Source organism: Hyphomicrobium sp. ghe19 (genome assembly GCF_902712875.1).
Classification (GTDB): Bacteria; Pseudomonadota; Alphaproteobacteria; order Rhizobiales; family Hyphomicrobiaceae; genus Hyphomicrobium_B.
Window position 1 is genome coordinate 4,453,252 of record NZ_LR743509.1, and the last position, 15,113, is coordinate 4,468,364.

Annotated in this window: 13 protein-coding genes and 1 tRNA gene; 8 read left to right on the top strand and 6 right to left on the bottom strand. The window is 60.4% G+C overall.

The annotated features are described in order from the left end of the window. The first annotated feature begins 126 nt into the window (after positions 1-126). Positions 127-348 (top strand): DUF1674 domain-containing protein, encoded by a 222-nt coding sequence (locus AACL53_RS21180; RefSeq protein WP_339086633.1) that lies wholly within the window; start codon positions 127-129, stop codon positions 346-348. A gap of 34 nt (positions 349-382) precedes the next feature. Here the strand turns inward: AACL53_RS21180 and acs are convergent, their stop codons facing one another. The 5 genes from acs to tsaD form a co-directional block, all read right to left on the bottom strand. Continuing rightward, positions 383-2,329 (bottom strand): acetate--CoA ligase, encoded by a 1,947-nt coding sequence (gene acs, locus AACL53_RS21185; protein WP_339086635.1) that lies wholly within the window; start codon positions 2,327-2,329, stop codon positions 383-385. A gap of 252 nt (positions 2,330-2,581) precedes the next feature. Further along, positions 2,582-3,250, bottom strand: coding sequence for a methyltransferase (locus tag AACL53_RS21190; RefSeq protein ID WP_339086637.1), 669 nt, complete (start codon positions 3,248-3,250; stop codon positions 2,582-2,584). Continuing rightward, positions 3,247-3,687 (bottom strand): EVE domain-containing protein, encoded by a 441-nt coding sequence (locus AACL53_RS21195; protein WP_339086639.1) that lies wholly within the window; start codon positions 3,685-3,687, stop codon positions 3,247-3,249. The genes AACL53_RS21190 and AACL53_RS21195 overlap by 4 nt, the downstream gene beginning before the upstream one ends. A 375-nt stretch (positions 3,688-4,062) precedes the next feature. Beyond that, complete coding sequence (locus AACL53_RS21200) at positions 4,063-5,058, bottom strand: NAD(P)H-dependent glycerol-3-phosphate dehydrogenase (RefSeq protein WP_339086640.1); 996 nt, start codon at positions 5,056-5,058, stop codon at positions 4,063-4,065. Positions 5,059-5,117: 59 nt separating this feature from the next. After that, positions 5,118-6,188, bottom strand: a complete 1,071-nt coding sequence (tsaD, locus tag AACL53_RS21205) for a tRNA (adenosine(37)-N6)-threonylcarbamoyltransferase complex transferase subunit TsaD (RefSeq protein ID WP_339087016.1) — start codon at positions 6,186-6,188, stop codon at positions 5,118-5,120. Positions 6,189-6,348: 160 nt separating this feature from the next. Here tsaD and hemC point away from each other — a divergent pair, with 160 nt between their 5' ends. The 4 genes from hemC (at position 6,349) to AACL53_RS21225 (ending at position 11,608) form a co-directional block, all read left to right on the top strand. Next, a complete protein-coding gene (gene hemC / locus AACL53_RS21210; RefSeq protein ID WP_339086641.1) occupies positions 6,349-7,281 on the top strand; it encodes a hydroxymethylbilane synthase in 933 nt (310 codons plus the stop codon). Beyond that, positions 7,281-8,006 (top strand): uroporphyrinogen-III synthase, encoded by a 726-nt coding sequence (locus AACL53_RS21215; protein ID WP_339086643.1) that lies wholly within the window; start codon positions 7,281-7,283, stop codon positions 8,004-8,006. Before hemC ends, AACL53_RS21215 begins: the two co-directional genes overlap by 1 nt. A 132-nt stretch (positions 8,007-8,138) precedes the next feature. Continuing rightward, entirely contained in the window at positions 8,139-9,860 is a 1,722-nt protein-coding gene (locus AACL53_RS21220) for a COG4223 family protein (protein ID WP_339086644.1), read from the top strand. A gap of 20 nt (positions 9,861-9,880) precedes the next feature. Then, positions 9,881-11,608, top strand: a complete 1,728-nt coding sequence (locus AACL53_RS21225) for a heme biosynthesis HemY N-terminal domain-containing protein (protein ID WP_339086645.1) — start codon at positions 9,881-9,883, stop codon at positions 11,606-11,608. 107 nt (positions 11,609-11,715) lie between these two features. Here the strand turns inward: AACL53_RS21225 and AACL53_RS21230 are convergent, their stop codons facing one another. Continuing rightward, positions 11,716-12,450 carry an outer membrane protein gene (locus tag AACL53_RS21230; RefSeq protein WP_339086646.1) on the bottom strand — a complete coding sequence of 245 codons (735 nt, stop codon included), beginning with the start codon at positions 12,448-12,450 and terminating at the stop codon, positions 11,716-11,718. Between the two features lie 638 nt (positions 12,451-13,088). Here AACL53_RS21230 and AACL53_RS21235 point away from each other — a divergent pair. The 3 genes from AACL53_RS21235 to AACL53_RS21245 all read left to right on the top strand — a co-directional run bounded on the left by AACL53_RS21235 (position 13,089) and on the right by AACL53_RS21245 (position 15,037). Then, positions 13,089-13,164: transfer RNA gene (locus tag AACL53_RS21235), tRNA-Thr, on the top strand. A gap of 419 nt (positions 13,165-13,583) precedes the next feature. Next, positions 13,584-14,264, top strand: a complete 681-nt coding sequence (locus tag AACL53_RS21240; protein ID WP_339086647.1) for a DUF4145 domain-containing protein — start codon at positions 13,584-13,586, stop codon at positions 14,262-14,264. Positions 14,265-14,281: 17 nt separating this feature from the next. Beyond that, on the top strand, positions 14,282-15,037 hold the full coding sequence (locus tag AACL53_RS21245; RefSeq protein WP_339086648.1) for a hypothetical protein: 756 nt from the start codon (positions 14,282-14,284) through the stop codon (positions 15,035-15,037). The last annotated feature ends 76 nt before the right edge of the window (positions 15,038-15,113 follow it).

Here is a 15,113-nt window from a genome sequence, read left to right on the forward strand (position 1 = left end):
CGCGGTACGTGGTCCTTAAGCTAGTTCGCAACCTTACAGACGCGTATATATGGTGTCTGGAGTATTCCATAAAGGCGATGCGCGGAAAAAGCTCGCGGAACCGCTTACCAAAGGACGTTTGTGATCATGACGGCCGGAGATCGCATAAGCGAAGAACAGCGCGACGACGCGCAGCCCGCTCCGCGCGTGTTGACGCCGGAAGCCAAGCGGGCGCTGGAGGAGGCGGAAGCGCGACGTATCGCGCAGGCGGCCGAGCCCAAACCGCCCCGTGAAATCGGCGGCAGAGACGGGCCGGATCCGACACGTTTCGGCGACTGGGAGAAGGGCGGCATCACCTCGGATTTCTGATGCCGCCGCCAGTGGTCTTTAGGTGGTTCGAGCGCTACACCACGCGCCTGTTCTGGCGATTGGAGATCAGATCGTCGACCACGGCCGGATCCGACAGCGTCGAGGTATCTCCCAAGCTGCCAAAATCGTCCTCCGCAATCTTTCTCAAGATGCGGCGCATGATTTTGCCCGAGCGTGTTTTCGGCAGTCCGGGTGAAAACTGAATGAGATCCGGCGAGGCGATCGGTCCGATTTCACGGCGAACGTGGGCAACGAGGTCCTTTTTCAGTGCCTCATCGCCGCTTTCGCCTATGTTGAGCGTTACATAGCAATAGATGCCCTGGCCCTTGAGATCGTGCGGATAACCGACGACGGCGGCTTCTGCGACTTTCGGGTGGGAGACGAGCGCGCTTTCGACTTCGGCGGTTCCCATGCGGTGACCCGAGACGTTGATGACGTCATCGACGCGGCCCGTGATCCAGTAATAGCCATCGCTATCGCGGCGGCATCCGTCGCCGGTGAAATACATTCCCGGATACGAAGAGAAATAGGTCTGAACGAACCGTTCGTGGTCGCGGTAGATGGTTCGCGATTGTCCGGGCCAGCTATCGAGAACGACGAGGTTGCCTTGCGCTTCGCCGCCAAGGAATTGACCCTTGTCGTCCACGAGCGCCGGGCGAATGCCGAAGAAAGGCTTCGTCGCTGAACCGGGTTTCAACGGTGTGGCGCCGGGAAGCGGCGTGATGAGGATGCCGCCGGTTTCGGTTTGCCACCACGTGTCGACGATGGGGCACCGGTCGTCGCCGACGACGTGGTGATACCATTCCCAGGCTTCCGGATTGATCGGTTCACCTACCGAGCCGAGGAGACGCAGAGACGACCGGCTGGAGCCTTTGACGAATGCGTCGCCTGCACCCATCAAGGCGCGGATGGCCGTCGGCGCGGTATAGAAGATCGAGACCTTCCACTTGTCGACGACGTCCCAGCACCGCGATGCCGAGGGATACGTCGGCACGCCTTCGAACATCAGCGTCGTCGCGCCGTTCGCAAGCGGTCCGTATACAATGTAGCTGTGTCCCGTAACCCAGCCGATATCGGCCGTGCACCAATAAATGTCGTCTTCCTTGTAGTCGAAGACGTATTGGTGCGTCATCGATGCGTAGACGAGATAACCGCCGGTCGTGTGTACGACGCCTTTCGGCTTACCCGTCGAGCCGGAGGTGTAGAGAATGAAAAGCGGGTCTTCGGCACGCATTTCCTGCGGCTCGCATTCGGCAGGAACGGTTTGCAATTCTTCATGCAGCCAGAAATCGCGGCCATCCGTCCATGGCACGGGATTTCCGGTGCGGCGAACGACCAGGATCTTTTCGTCGCCCTTGCACCGGGCGAGTGCGGCGTCCGCGTTCTTCTTCAGCGGAACGGGCTTGCCGCCGCGAAGCGCTTCGTCGGCCGTTATGATGAGTTTTGAATCCGCGTCCTCGACGCGGTTCTGCAGGCTGTCGGGCGAGAAGCCGCCGAATACGATCGAATGGACGGCGCCGATACGCGTGCACGCAAGCATCGCGTAGGCAGCTTCTGGAATCATCGGCAGGTAGATCGTTACGCGGTCGCCCTTCTTGACGCCATGCTTCTTCAACACATTGGCGAAACGCTGCACGCGCTCGTGGAGCTGGCGATATGTGATCTGCTCGCTCTCGTTGGGATTGTCGCCCTCCCAGATGATCGCGACCTTATCGCCCCGCTTTTCGAGGTGACGATCGACGCAGTTCGCCGAAACGTTAAGCGTGCCATCCTCGTACCAGCGAATGTCGACGTTGGAGGGGGCGAAACTCGTGTTCTTGGCCCGCGTAAAGGGCTTGATCCAATTGAGCCGCTTTCCGGCGTCCGACCAGAAGCCTTCAGGGTCGGCAACCGACCGCTCGTACATCGCCTCGTAGGAATCAGCGTTAACATAAGCCCGCTCGGCCCATTGGGGGGGCACGGCGTAAACTTTTTCCGACATTAGAAGCGCTCCTCCGGTTGGCCGTCTGCGTAGCGGCCATTTCCCGTATTATGCTGTGGCCAGCGCCGCTTCACAACATGCTGGAAGGTGTCCTGACCAGCGTCTTCGGAAAAATATTCCGCGATTCAATACCGCACTGCCGCAAGACCTATCCGCCCCACACGATCGTGCGCTTGATGTCGTAATCCTCGAGCTCCCGGCTTACCGGGACCTGATATTCTGCGAGCGGTGTAAACCGTACTGCCGCAAGACCTATCCGCCCCACACGATCGTGCGCTTGATGTCGTAATCCTCGAGCTCCCGGCTTACCGGGACCTGATATTCTGCGAGCGGTGTAAACCGTCCGTCCGGAAAATAACCTCTCCGGGGATCGCCGATGTACACCGAGCATCCGAGGGCCTTTGCCCGGTCGATGTATTCGACGACGCGGCCGGCCAGCTGGCGCTCATAAAAGAGGTCGCCGACGATAATCACGCTGCCTGCCGGCGGTTCTCCGGCAAGGAGATCGGCTCCGGTGGTTTCGATCGAGGCGGCGTTGGCTTCGGCGTTTATGGCGCAGGCGGCGATAGCCAAGCCGTCGATATCTGCGGCAAGGACCCGGGCGGCGCCCGTCTTGGCGGCTGCGATTGCAGAAATTCCGGAGCCCGCGCCGATGTCGAGAACGGTCCGGCCCCGGCAAATCTCGGGATGATCGAGCAGGTATCGGCTGACCGCTTGGCCTCCGGCCCAGGCAAAAGCCCAAAAGGGCGGGGGTACGTTAAGCTCGCCGAGTTCGTCTTCGGTCTTTTGCCAGATCGGCAGCGACTCTTCCGCAAGCCGCAACGTGATCTCGGGGACCAGGGGTGGTGCGATGGGCTTGGTATTTTCGACGATGAACCGTTTGGCGCTTCTAGGATCAGCGGGATCGAGCCGGCCCGTCATGAGCCCTTGAGCGCTTTTAGATCGACACCGCCCATTTTGCAGATTTCCTTCCATTCTTCGGCGGACACGGGTTGCACCGAGAGACGCGAATTGTTGACGAGCACCATGGCGGAAAGCTTGGGATTGGCTTTGACGGCGTCAAGGCCGACAGGCTTCGGCACTGGTGCGACCGCTGCAACGTCGACGCATTCCCACTTGCCGGTTTCGTCTTTCGCTTCTGGATGCGCGGGCGATATGACGCGCAGGATGCCGACGATCTCCTTGCCCTCGTTCGAGTGATAGAAAAATCCGAGATCGCCGACTTTCATCGCCCGCATGTTGTTGCGAGCCTGATAATTGCGAACGCCGTCCCATGCTTCGCCCTTTGGTCCACGGGAAACGAGATCGTTCCACGAGAAGACATCGGGTTCGGACTTCAAGAGCCAGAAGGCGGTCATGGGCTTGGCCTTTACGTAGGGGGCATCGTGCTAGCCCGAAACGGCGAGTTGCTCAAGCGAATGCCTGTAAAAGCAAAAACCCCATGCTCGGAAAGCATGGGGTTTTAGACGCGACACGAAACTTTGGCGGCTCGATCGAGCGGCGGGCTAGCGACCTCTCTTGGATCGCGTTGCCAATCTGTTTGATCGTTATGTCAGCAATGCCTTGATATTCGGTAAAGGCAGTCTGCGGGTGAGCACTCGCGTTCGGAATAATCGAAATGCTCACCGGCTCCGCAAGAGCGCCCGATAGCGGATCATGGGCGTTTGCGCGGGCGCATATCGTGCACTCGTTGCAAAAGGTCGCAGAAGATTTCGAAGCCGGCGCGGGCCTGATCAGTCTTCCGCCTTCAGTGGCCGCTGCATCAATGCCGTGATCGCTTCATCGACGAGAAGCCGGCCTTCGATGATCCCGTGCACGGCTTCGGCGATCGGCATCTCGACGCCTTTCTCGTGTGCAAGGCGGACAAGTGCCGCGCAGGTGTAGACGCCTTCCGCCACGGATACCCTCGCGCCGAGAAACTCGTTGAGGCTGCGGCCTTCCCCGAGTGCATGTCCGAGGGACATGTTGCGCGACTGGGCGCTGCCGCAAGTCAGAATGAGATCGCCGAGCCCGGAAAGACCGAGAAGCGTTTCCGGTCGTGCGCCCATCGCTTCGCCGAAGCGGCGAAGTTCGGCGAAGCCGCGCGTGACGATCGCCGCGTGAGCGCTTGCTCCGAGGCCGCGGCCCTCGACGATGCCCGCCGCGATGGCGAGGACGTTTTTCACCGCGCCGCCGAGTTCCGCGCCGAGCACGTCGCTCGACCAATAGAGACGCATTTGCCGCGAGGAGAGCGCAGCCGTCAGCGCGCGCCCGGTTGTTTCGTTGCGGCATGCGAGTGTCAGCGCCGACGGCAAGCCGCGTGCGACATCAGCAGCGAAGCTTGGACCGGAAAGCACCGCGCGCAACGCTTGCGGCGCGGCTTCTTCGAGGACGTCGCCCATGAACCGGCCCGTCGCCTGTTCGATGCCCTTCGCGCAAATGATGACTGGTGTGTTCTGAGCCAGTTGCTTGGCGAGCTTGCCCATCACGCTACGCAGATGCTGGGCTGGGACCACAGCGAGAAGAGCGTCCGCTTTGGCTACCGCCGACAGGTCGGCCGTCGCGCGGATTGCGGGATTGAGACTGACGCCGGACAGGAAGGTTCGATTGACGTGCCGCTCGTTGATGTCGTCGACGACCTCGGGCTCGCGCGCCCAAAGCATTACCTTGATGCCGCCATGCGCCAACGTCTGTGCCAGCGCCGTGCCCCACGCGCCGCCGCCGACAATGCTCACCGAATTTATTTGCAAGCGTGCCCCCGAGATCAATTCCGCTTCAGCTTAGCACGCAATTCTGACGGCCGCTGCCGCTAGGCTTTTACGCCGGCTCCTGCTGCTTTCGCAGCGTCTGGATCAAGCGGCCAACGCGGCTTGACCGGCGAGTCTAGCCCGTCGACGAGGCCGAGCGCCAGGCGTTCCGCTCCGGCCCAGGCAATCATCGCACCGTTGTCGGTGCAGAGTTCGAGAGGCGGCGCGCGGAAGGCGAAGCCGAACTCGTCCGAAATCCCGACGAGCGTCGATCGCAACGCCTTGTTGGCTGCGACGCCACCTGCGGCAACGAAGTTTCGCGGCGTTCCCTCGGGCAACTGCGGAAGGACGGAACGTATCGCCAATCTCACCCGATCGGCGACGCTGTCACAAACGGCTGCCTGGAACGACGCGCAGAGGTCGGCGACATCCTGCTCGGAGAGCGGCGCGATTTTTGCGGCGGCATGGCGGACCGCGGTCTTGAGGCCGGCGAACGAGAAATGCGGGTCTTCGCGGCCGATCATCGGGCGGGGGAGGTTGAAGCGTCGCGGATTGCCGCTCAGAGCTGCCTTCTCGACGGACGGACCTCCGGGCATGGGGAGGCCCAGCAACTTGGCCGTTTTGTCGAAAGCCTCGCCGAGCGCGTCATCGATGGTCGTCGCGAGCCGGCGATAGCGGCCGACACCCTCGACCCACAGGATCTGCGTATGTCCGCCCGACACCAAAAGCATCAAGTACGGAGGCCGGATGGCGTCGGTCAGGCCGGCCGTCAGTGCATGGGCCTCGAGATGGTTGATGGCGAGAAAGGGTATGCCGGTCGCGAGCGCCAGGGCTTTGCCGCTGGTCGCGCCGACGATCAGGCCGCCGATGAGGCCCGGCCCGGCCGATGCCGCCACGGCCGAAAGATCGCCGAGGGAAACGCCCGCTTCGTCCAGGGCTTTCTGAACGAGGAGATCGAGGCATTCGGTGTGCGCGCGGGCCGCTATTTCCGGTACGACGCCGCCATAGATGGCGTGGCTGTCGAACTGGGAAAGCACGACATTAGAGAGAATGCGGCCTGTGCCTTCCGCATCGCGCGCGACAACCGCGGCGGCGGTCTCGTCGCAGCTCGTCTCTATGCCCAGCACGAGCAGGGCAGAGGGAGCAAAATCGGGAAGCTGGACCATATGATCTGGAACTTGCCGCCGCGAGGTTGGAATTCGCGCGCCTTTGGAGCATTAGTATAGCCCGAGTACCGGCACTCAACCCAACACCCGGGTGGGAGCGCCCCGCCTAGCATCCGGAGAAACCTTTTTGCAAGCGACCCGCATACGTATCGGGACCAGAGGCTCGCCTCTAGCCCTGGCCCAGGCACACGAAGTGCAGGCGCGCCTTACCGCCGCGCATGGCCTGCCGGAAGGCGCCGTCACGATCCACGTCATCAAGACGACGGGCGACCGTGTGCTTGATCGGCCGTTGGCCGATATTGGCGGCAAGGGGCTCTTTACCAAAGAAATCGAAGAAGCGCTGCTCTCGAACGAAGTGGATGTCGGCGTCCATTCGATGAAAGACATGCAGACGGCGCTTCCCGACGGGCTGGTCATCGGCGGTGTGCTGCCGCGCGAAGATCCGCGCGATGCTTTCATTTCGTTGAGGCATGCCGATCTCGGCGCACTTCCTCCCAATGCGATCGTCGGAACGTCGTCGTTGCGACGGAAGGCACAGGTTCTGAACGCCCGGCCCGACCTTCGCGTCGTCGAATTTCGTGGCAACGTGCAGACGCGGCTTCGCAAGCTCGAGGAAGGGCAGGCAGAGGCGACGTTCCTCGCGGTGGCCGGTCTGAAGAGACTAGGCATGGAGGAGCGGATCACGGCGCCGGTTTCAACGGAAGTCATGTTGCCTGCGGTGGCGCAGGCCGCGATCGGGCTTGAAGTTCGCGAAGGGGACGCGGCGACCGCCGGGCTGATCGCGGCGTTGAACGATCCAATGACTGCCTTGGCGGTTGTCGCCGAGCGGGCATTTCTGGCCCGCCTCGAAGGCTCTTGCCGGACGCCTATCGCCGGTCACGCCGTGATCGCAGGTGGGACCATGGTCTTTCGCGGGCAGATTCTCACTCCCGATGGTCAGCAGGTGTACGACGTTTCTCGAACCGGCGCGGCGGAAGACGCTTTCAAACTCGGCCTTGCCGCGGCCGATGAAATCCTGTCTGAGGCGGATCCCGCACTTCTCATCCGATCGAGCGCCTGATGCACGTCATCGTCACGCGACCTGCTGGCGATGCCGAACCTCTCAAGTCGAGCATTGAAGCGCTGGGCTGGCGGGTCACGCTTGCGCCGCTGATCGACATCGTGCCGAACGACATACCGGCTGACGCGCTCCGCGATGCGACTTCGCTGATCGCGACGAGCCGCAATGCGTTGACGCCCGCCTTGGGGTCGCTGATCGACTTGCCGTTTTTTGCGGTCGGTCCCGGTACGGGCGCCGTCGCGCGGGGCATAGGTTTCACGAAGGTCGTCGAAGGTCCGGGGACCGGCTCCGAACTCGTGCCTATTATTGCTTCGCGGCGGGCGGAGTTGGGTGAACGCCCAGTGTATCTTCGAGGTGACGTTGTTGCATTCGATGTCGAGGGCGCGCTGGGGGAAGCCGGCATCAAGGTCAAGGCAGTGAACGCCTATCGGTCAGTTGCGGCCGAAGCGTTAAATCCGCTGGTCATCGATGCGCTCCAAAAGGGCGAGATCAATGCGGTTACACTGATGTCGCCGCGCACTGCGAAGACCTGGGCGAGGCTTGTCAGTGCGGTGTCGCCGCCGGTACAACTTTCCGGCGTAACCCATCTCTGTCTTTCGGATCGCGTCGTCGAGGCCTTGGGTCTACCGGAAAAAAACTTTAAGGTTCTGGTGGCTTTACATCCTAATCTCGAAGAAATGATTGCCCTCGTAAAACGTCTCGCGGCAAATTCGAAAGCGGAGTAAGAAGCGCGTATCGCCGGTTAGATGCCCCGGCAACTGAGCCATCTCAACCAGACAAAATTTTTGCTTGAATGCCCGGCTACGAACCGGGATCAGGTGGCGTTACGCGAGTTCCGTGTGGAGGCTAAAGCTTCAATGGCAGACGACAAATCGAATGCAGGATCAGGTAGCAAGCGGCCTTATGCGACGCTCGACCTCAAGGCGACCGAGGTTGAAATTACCCCGGTGAAGGCTGGTGCTTCATCGGCTGGCGCAAAGGCTTCCGCGGCGGGTGTACCCTTTCCTGCGGCGGCACGAACGTATGCGGAAAAGCCATCTGATGCTGCGAAGGCGGGTGCCGCTCAATCGAAGGCCGATGCCAAAGCTGACGCGATGCCAGAGTTCCTGAAGAAGGACACTGCGAAAGCGGAAGCCACGTCGTCGGCTTCTTCGGCTTCCAGCCGTGCCCGGGACAGCGACGACGAGATCTCCGGCCGGAAGGGTGGCGGGTTTTTCAGTCACCTTGCGGCCGGCGTTGCGGGCGGCGTTCTCGCGCTCTCGGCTTATCAATGGGCGCTTCCGCAGCTTGGGCTGCGCGGGCCAAACGATGAAACCGCCGCGCTTTCGGAGCGCTTGGCAGCCGTCGAGAAAAAACAAAGTGTCGCCGCGCCCGCTCCGGATTTGAGCGGCATCGAATTCCGTCTCTCAGATCTCGAGACGGTGACGAAGAAAATTCCTGCCATCACGGAAAGCCAGAACCGCCTCGTTGCAGAAACGAAGGCAGCGCTTGCGTCGGCGGCGTCGGATGCGGGATCGCCTCAGCTCATCGAGCGTATCGGCAAGGTCGAGGATAAGTTCAAGGCACTCGCCGATGCGGGCGTCAACGATCCCAATGCAAACCGCATCGAACAACTCGCGGCGTTGACCGGTAAAGTCTCCGATCTCGAAACCAGTCTTGCGACACAGCTTACGGCGTTGCGTGTCAGCGTCGCCAAAGATGTCGAGGGACGCGTCCAAGCGGCGACGGAAGCTAGCGAAGCCGCCCGAGCTGGAACTCAGCGAATCGATAAAGATGTCGCCGGTTTGAAGACGGACGCCGTGCGTATCGAAACTGAAATCGCGGCGGTGAAAACTGCGAACGACCACGTCGCTGCCGATCTAAAGGTTGCTCAAGACGAGACGCAGAGCCTCAAAACTGCGTTCGAGGGATTGAAAACAGCTGCCGCCAAGCCCGCAGACATCGCAGCTGCTGTTCAGCCTCTCTCCGATCGTACGGCTGCTCTCGAAAAGAGCGTGCAGGACGTCGTTCAGGGAGACGCCGTCCGGAAGGAAAGCGCCGAGCGCGTCGTGCTCGCACTCGAGCTGCAAAATTTGCGGCGTGCGCTCGATAGCGGGCAGAGCTTTGCGAGCCAGCTCGCGGACGTCAAGAAAGTCGCGGGCAATACCATCGATCTATCGGCTCTCGAAGCTTTGAAGGAAACCGGCGTTCCATCTCTTGCGGAACTCAACAAGGATTTCAGATCTGCTGCCGATCGCGCCATCGATGCCGACGCGGAGCCTGAGAATGCGGGTGTCGTCGATCGTCTTTGGGCCGGTGCAAAATCCATCGTTCGCGTCCGCCGCGTCGATCTCAAACCCGAGGACAAGAGCACAGAAGCGGCTGTCGGGCGTATGCAGGTCGCATTGAATGACGGGCGTCTGCCGGATGTGCTCGAGGCTGCCAAGGATCTCTCGCCGAAGGCACAGGATGCGGCGCGGCCGTTCCTCGATAAGGTTTCCGCGCGCGTCAGTGTGGATACCGCGCTTGCCAACCTCGAAGCTCAACTCAAGTCATCTATTGCGACCGGCTCTCAGCCGACGGCGAAGCCGTCGCCTTAATCATTCGAAGGGTTTGCGTCATGGTACGCCTCGTCGTCTATCTGGTCACGATCGCTCTCATCGCCTCCGGTCTCGCCTGGCTCGCCGACCGGCCCGGCACGTTGCAGATCGCCTGGCAGGGCTACGATATCGAGACGTCGGTTTTCCGCGCGGTCGTCATTCTGGCGGCGGCTGTGGCGACGCTCGTGTTCCTGTGGTCCATCTTTCGCGCGCTCTGGAACAGCCCGGCTGCCATCGGCCATCGCATGCTGCGGCAACGGCAGAAGAAGGGGCTCGATGCTCTTTCCGGCGGTCTGATTGCCATCGGCGCGGGCGACAGTGCCCTCGCATCTCGCTATGCGCTGCAGGCGCGCAAGACATTGCCGCATGAACCGTTGACGCATCTCTTGCGTGCGCAGTCCGCCGAACTTGCCGGCGATCGCGCCGCGGCGCGCCGCATATACGAAGCCATGCTCGCGTCGCCGGAAACGGAGCAGCTCGGCCTTCGTGGGCTTTTCCTGGAAGCACAGCGTGAGGGCGCAGGGGAAGCTGCCCGGCAATTTGCCGATCGGGCGCTCAAAGCCAATCCCAAACTCGGATGGTCGTCGACGGCGCTCTTCGAGCAGCAGTGCAAGCAGAAGGATTGGTCCGGCGCACTGGCGACGCTGGAACACGCCAAGAAGAGCGGCCATATCTCGAAGTCTGTCGCTGATCGCAAGCGCGCCGTTCTCTTAACGGCAAAGGCTGTCGCCATCGAGGACGATGCGCCGGACAAGGCGCTCGCCTGGACGCTCGAAGCGCACGGGCTCGCGCCGGACCTCGTGCCCGCAGCGGTCATTGCCGGACGTATCCTCGCGTCGCGCGGCAATACCGCCAAGGCCGCGAAGGTACTTCAGAAGACGTGGACGAAATCTCCGCATCCGGATCTTGCGGCGACCTACGCCTACGCCCGCATTGGCGACAGCACGCGCGATCGTCTCGACCGTGTGCGCCAGCTTGCGGCCCTCAATCCGCATTCGATCGAAAGCCCCATTGCCGTTGCCACTACGGCGACGGAAGCGCGGTTGTACGACGAAGCCCGCCGGGCCCTCGAACCGCTTCTTGCCGATCGTCTCACGCAGCGCGTGGCGATGCTGATGGCGCGCATCGAAGCCGGCGAGAATGGCGAGAAGGGGCGCGTGCGCGAATGGCTGGCGCGGGCAATGAACGCGGCTCGCGATCCGGCCTGGATGGCCGACGACGTCATTTCCGATCATTGGGAGCCGACGTCGCCGGTCGATGGCCGTCTCGATGCCTTCCAATGGCGCGTGCCGGTCGAGACGACGGACGGCAAGGGAAGCGAAATTCTCGCCAGCAAGATCGATGAGCTTATTGCGATCGCGCCGGTTGCGACGACGGACGATGCCGAGCGTTCCGAAGCCGGACGCCCCGACAATCCGGATGATGTGGAAAGCAAGCTGGCTCAGACTGACGGCGACATCGTCGAGGCTGAACCCGTCACCGTTACCGTCAAGCCCAAGGGCGCCGGAGGCGAGCCGACAGCTCAGTTTCCAGAAGCGTCATTCAACGGCGTCGCTCGTCCTCTGCCTGCTGCGGAAGACGCGATCAACGCGGCCCGGCGGGTGGCAACTCCGGATCGGGCCCCAGCCGTGAAGTCTGAGGCGAAGGTCTATGTCGCGCCTCGGGCGCCGGACGATCCGGGAACGGACCCCATCGAGCCAGAACTCGAACAGCCCGTGGCGCGTCGAAACTTTCGCACGGTCAACTAACGACAGCTCGACAGGGCGGCCTATCGGACGCCCTGTTCGGCCGAGCTCGCAGAGCGTCGCGAGCTGCGGCTTGTATCCGGAGCTTGCCCCGCTTCGATTGGCGCAAATTACTTCAATGGGACCGGTTCGGGTTCCCACTCGTTGCTGTACCCGCCGAACTTGTAACTGACTGAAATGCGCAGGGTGTCGATCGGGCCGAGGCTCGTCGCGATGTCGGATCCGCCGTTGAGTGCGGGAACATCGGCGATGAACCTGTCCTTGTTGAAATCGTAATGCAGATATTCGGCGGTCAGGACGATGTTGTAGGCGAAGAGCAATTCGAAGCCGCCGCCATAGACCGCGCCCATATCGTTAGAGTGGAATTTGATCCTTCCCGCGATCTCGTCGGCATCTCGAAAGGTGTAGTCGGCGTTGCCCCAGCCGACGCCGGCGGTGCCGAAAACCATCATGTTGTCGAAGATTGCGTAGCCCAGGCGTCCGCGAACGGTGCCGAGGCTGTCAAGTCTAGCGCTAGCGCTGTCGACGCCCGGGCCGCCATCGTCGAGAATGGAGGTTTCGTTTTTGCCCGTTCCCCACTGCCAGTCGCCCTCGACACCAACGACGTATCGGTCGAACTGGAAATTGTACCCGCCCTTCACGCCATACGTCGGATGGTCTCTGCTGCCGGAATGAAGCGGCGGATCGCCGCCAACGTGGTCGTCAAAGAGCGTGGCAGTCGGGCTGTCGAAAACTGCGCTTGCGATGCCGCCGATGTAGAACCCTTCGAATTGTCCGGGTTGGGCTGCTGCCGTTCCCCCGGTAAAAATCACTGCGATTGCTGCAATACCAAAGACTTTCACCATGACTAGAAATCCCTCACGCCAATAAAAGACGCCAAATACTGGGGCTAAGGGGTGCCTCGGGATTGATCCGTCTACAACTCAAACTGCGGTCGGCGCGCAACATTTCTGTGCATTGGTTGTTGAGCCAACGTCCGGGGCGTTCAAAACACGTGTTTGTCGGATGGACGAGTAGACGAAAGGCAACAACTGCCGAGAGCGATTCGCGCGACGTTCGACGGGGACACGGTCCCGCGCGAAGCTCGACACGGTTGCCATGTGGTCCGGTTCGCGATCCAGGCGCTATCTTGGGACACGTTCAAGCCGGACGACCAGCCGGCCGGAACCGGCTGCTTCCCTTGCCTTCCGTGCGGCGTTTTTGCCTGCATCGCTGTAATAAGGCGCTGTAATAAGGCGCTTTCAGAACAGCCGATTAGGGCTCTGCGGCCCTGTCTACCCCGGCGACATCGTTTGCAGCTTGCGATGTTGGAGTTGGTGCGCTAGGACGCTCGAACTCGATGCGCGATGCGCCTACTTCCGAGGTTCGTACGGGCCGATTGGCCGGAACCAAGGATAACGGCGCATTCTGTGCTTAGAGGGTGCGAGATGAATTTTCGTGCACAGGATATCGACAAGCATCGACCGGCTTTGTCGAATTTGATGCCGCTTTAGCTCAGCCGGTAGAGCACGTCATTCGTAATGACGGGGTCGCGTGTTCGAGTCACGCAAGCGGCACCATTAAATTCAATCGGTTAGCTCCGTCGCATCTCTTAAAGAATCCCACGGACACCGATTTAATCCCACCCTGATACCACAATTCTGCCGGTGCGATCTTGCCCGGTATCCGAATGATCCCGTGCTCCACGTTCACTCGCGAGCTTGCTTCGCAAGCCTTGTCGCCTAGCGGCTCCTCGCTCCTTCACTACGCATTCGCTCGCTACGCTCGCTCACGCTACCGGCTGAGCTAACGCGGCATTAATCGACAAGCAGCTGATCGATAAGCCTGAGGTATGCGTCTGTGGAGATCGCAGCCTTGACGGTCAAAGCAGCTGAAACGTCGGACCCCCATAGGAGGGGGGACGGGGCCACAATGGCCTCAGGAATTGCACCTCGAATCTTGCTAACAGAAATTCCGCGAATGGCAGGAGCTGAGAGCAATGACCAAGCCGACCACATTAAAAACGAATTGCCCGCACTGCAAAGTCATCAACGAAGCATTCTCCTATAGGCATACCTACACATTCAATGACGATCGACGCGACCTTGATGTTCTCTGGTTCGCTTGCAATTCCTGCCAGATGCCCATTTCGTTGGTTATTCAAAGATTGGGTACTCATATAACAGCGGTCAATGCGAATCGTTCGTGGACGCGGACCACACACGATGGACCCTATCGTGTGATTGCGATGTTTCCCGAGCAGCCTGAAGCCGGCATGGCTCCAGACTTTACTCCCGACAACATCGCTTCGTTTTTCAATCAGGGGTCTCGTTCACTCGAAAGTGGAGATTTCGATCTGGCTGGAATGGGCTTTCGCAAAGCCATCGATACCGCTACCAAAAAACTTATCCGTGAAATCAATCCGGAGGATTTGAATGCGCGCCTAGGCGACACGTTCGTCAAGCGTATCGAATGGCTTCATTCTAAAGGCAAGTTGACGGAGCAGATTAAAGACTGGTCGCACATCGTTAGACTTGAAGGCAACGAAGCCGCGCACGAAGAGGACCTTTACAAAAAGGAAGACGCCGCTCAGCTCCAGCACTTCACCGAGATGTTTCTCCAATACGTATTCACAATGCCCCGCAAGATCCAAGCCTATCGAAACCCGTCGACAGATTGATTGACCGAGGATTTTTCATGGCCACTTCCACGAAACTTCGCTGTTTTGTTATCTCACCTATTGGTGACGAGAGGACAGAAACAAGAAAGAACGCGGACATGGTTCTGGAGTCGATCATCAAGCGAGCATTAGAGCCCGAGTTCGAAGTTATTCGGTCCGATGCTTTCGGTCACTCGCAGATGATTACCAGAAACATCATCGATGCCATCACAACTTACGAGCTGGCAGTCGCTGACTTGACCACTCACAATCCAAACGTCTTCTACGAGCTTGGCCTTCGACACATGATGGAGAAGCCGGTTATTCCTATTTGCCGCGAGGGAGAGAAAATCCCTTTCGACAACATGGGGGTGAGTACGATCTTCTACGACATTAGCGACATTCACAGCCATAAGTCCGCTGCGGATAAAATCCGCGCTTGCGCGGCCACTGTCATGTCGGGCTCGTACGTCGTGAGCAATCCGGTCACATCAGCTCGTGGTGAAATTAAGCTAGCGAAGAGCGCGGATGATAAGGACCAAGTCATTGCAAATTTGAGCGATCGGGTTGGCGAAATTGAACGGCGACTCATAAAGGCGGCCGAGGGCGCGCGTAGAGCTAGAGAAATTATACAAGGCGACGAGGTCGAAAACATAATGGCGAAGATAAAAAATCTTACCGCGCGGCGCGAAGCCAGGGGAATGCGCAGCCAAGCAGGCAGCAACGATGGCTTCCCATCGATAGAAGAAGTGGTGGAGCTGCCGCCAGGAGGGCCGGAGCGATCTATAGGATAAGGACGATCCCAAGGGCGGACATCGAAACGCGCCCGGAACCGTCCATGTGGCCAGCCATGAAGTTGATAGGTCACCA

Bases quoted from the DNA above. Each gene is read 5' to 3' on its own strand.
- AACL53_RS21230 (WP_339086646.1), bottom strand. From the start codon at position 12,450: ATGGTGAAAGTCTTTGGTATTGCAGCAATCGCAGTGATTTTTACCGGG.
- AACL53_RS21195 (WP_339086639.1), bottom strand. From the start codon at position 3,687: ATGACCGCCTTCTGGCTCTTGAAGTCCGAACCCGATGTCTTCTCGTGG.
- AACL53_RS21225 (WP_339086645.1), top strand. From the start codon at position 9,881: ATGGTACGCCTCGTCGTCTATCTGGTCACGATCGCTCTCATCGCCTCC.
- AACL53_RS21190 (WP_339086637.1), bottom strand. From the start codon at position 3,250: ATGACGGGCCGGCTCGATCCCGCTGATCCTAGAAGCGCCAAACGGTTC.
- AACL53_RS21220 (WP_339086644.1), top strand. From the start codon at position 8,139: ATGGCAGACGACAAATCGAATGCAGGATCAGGTAGCAAGCGGCCTTAT.
- AACL53_RS21240 (WP_339086647.1), top strand. From the start codon at position 13,584: ATGACCAAGCCGACCACATTAAAAACGAATTGCCCGCACTGCAAAGTC.
- acs (WP_339086635.1), bottom strand. From the start codon at position 2,329: ATGTCGGAAAAAGTTTACGCCGTGCCCCCCCAATGGGCCGAGCGGGCT.
- AACL53_RS21180 (WP_339086633.1), top strand. From the start codon at position 127: ATGACGGCCGGAGATCGCATAAGCGAAGAACAGCGCGACGACGCGCAG.
- AACL53_RS21215 (WP_339086643.1), top strand. From the start codon at position 7,281: ATGCACGTCATCGTCACGCGACCTGCTGGCGATGCCGAACCTCTCAAG.
- AACL53_RS21245 (WP_339086648.1), top strand. From the start codon at position 14,282: ATGGCCACTTCCACGAAACTTCGCTGTTTTGTTATCTCACCTATTGGT.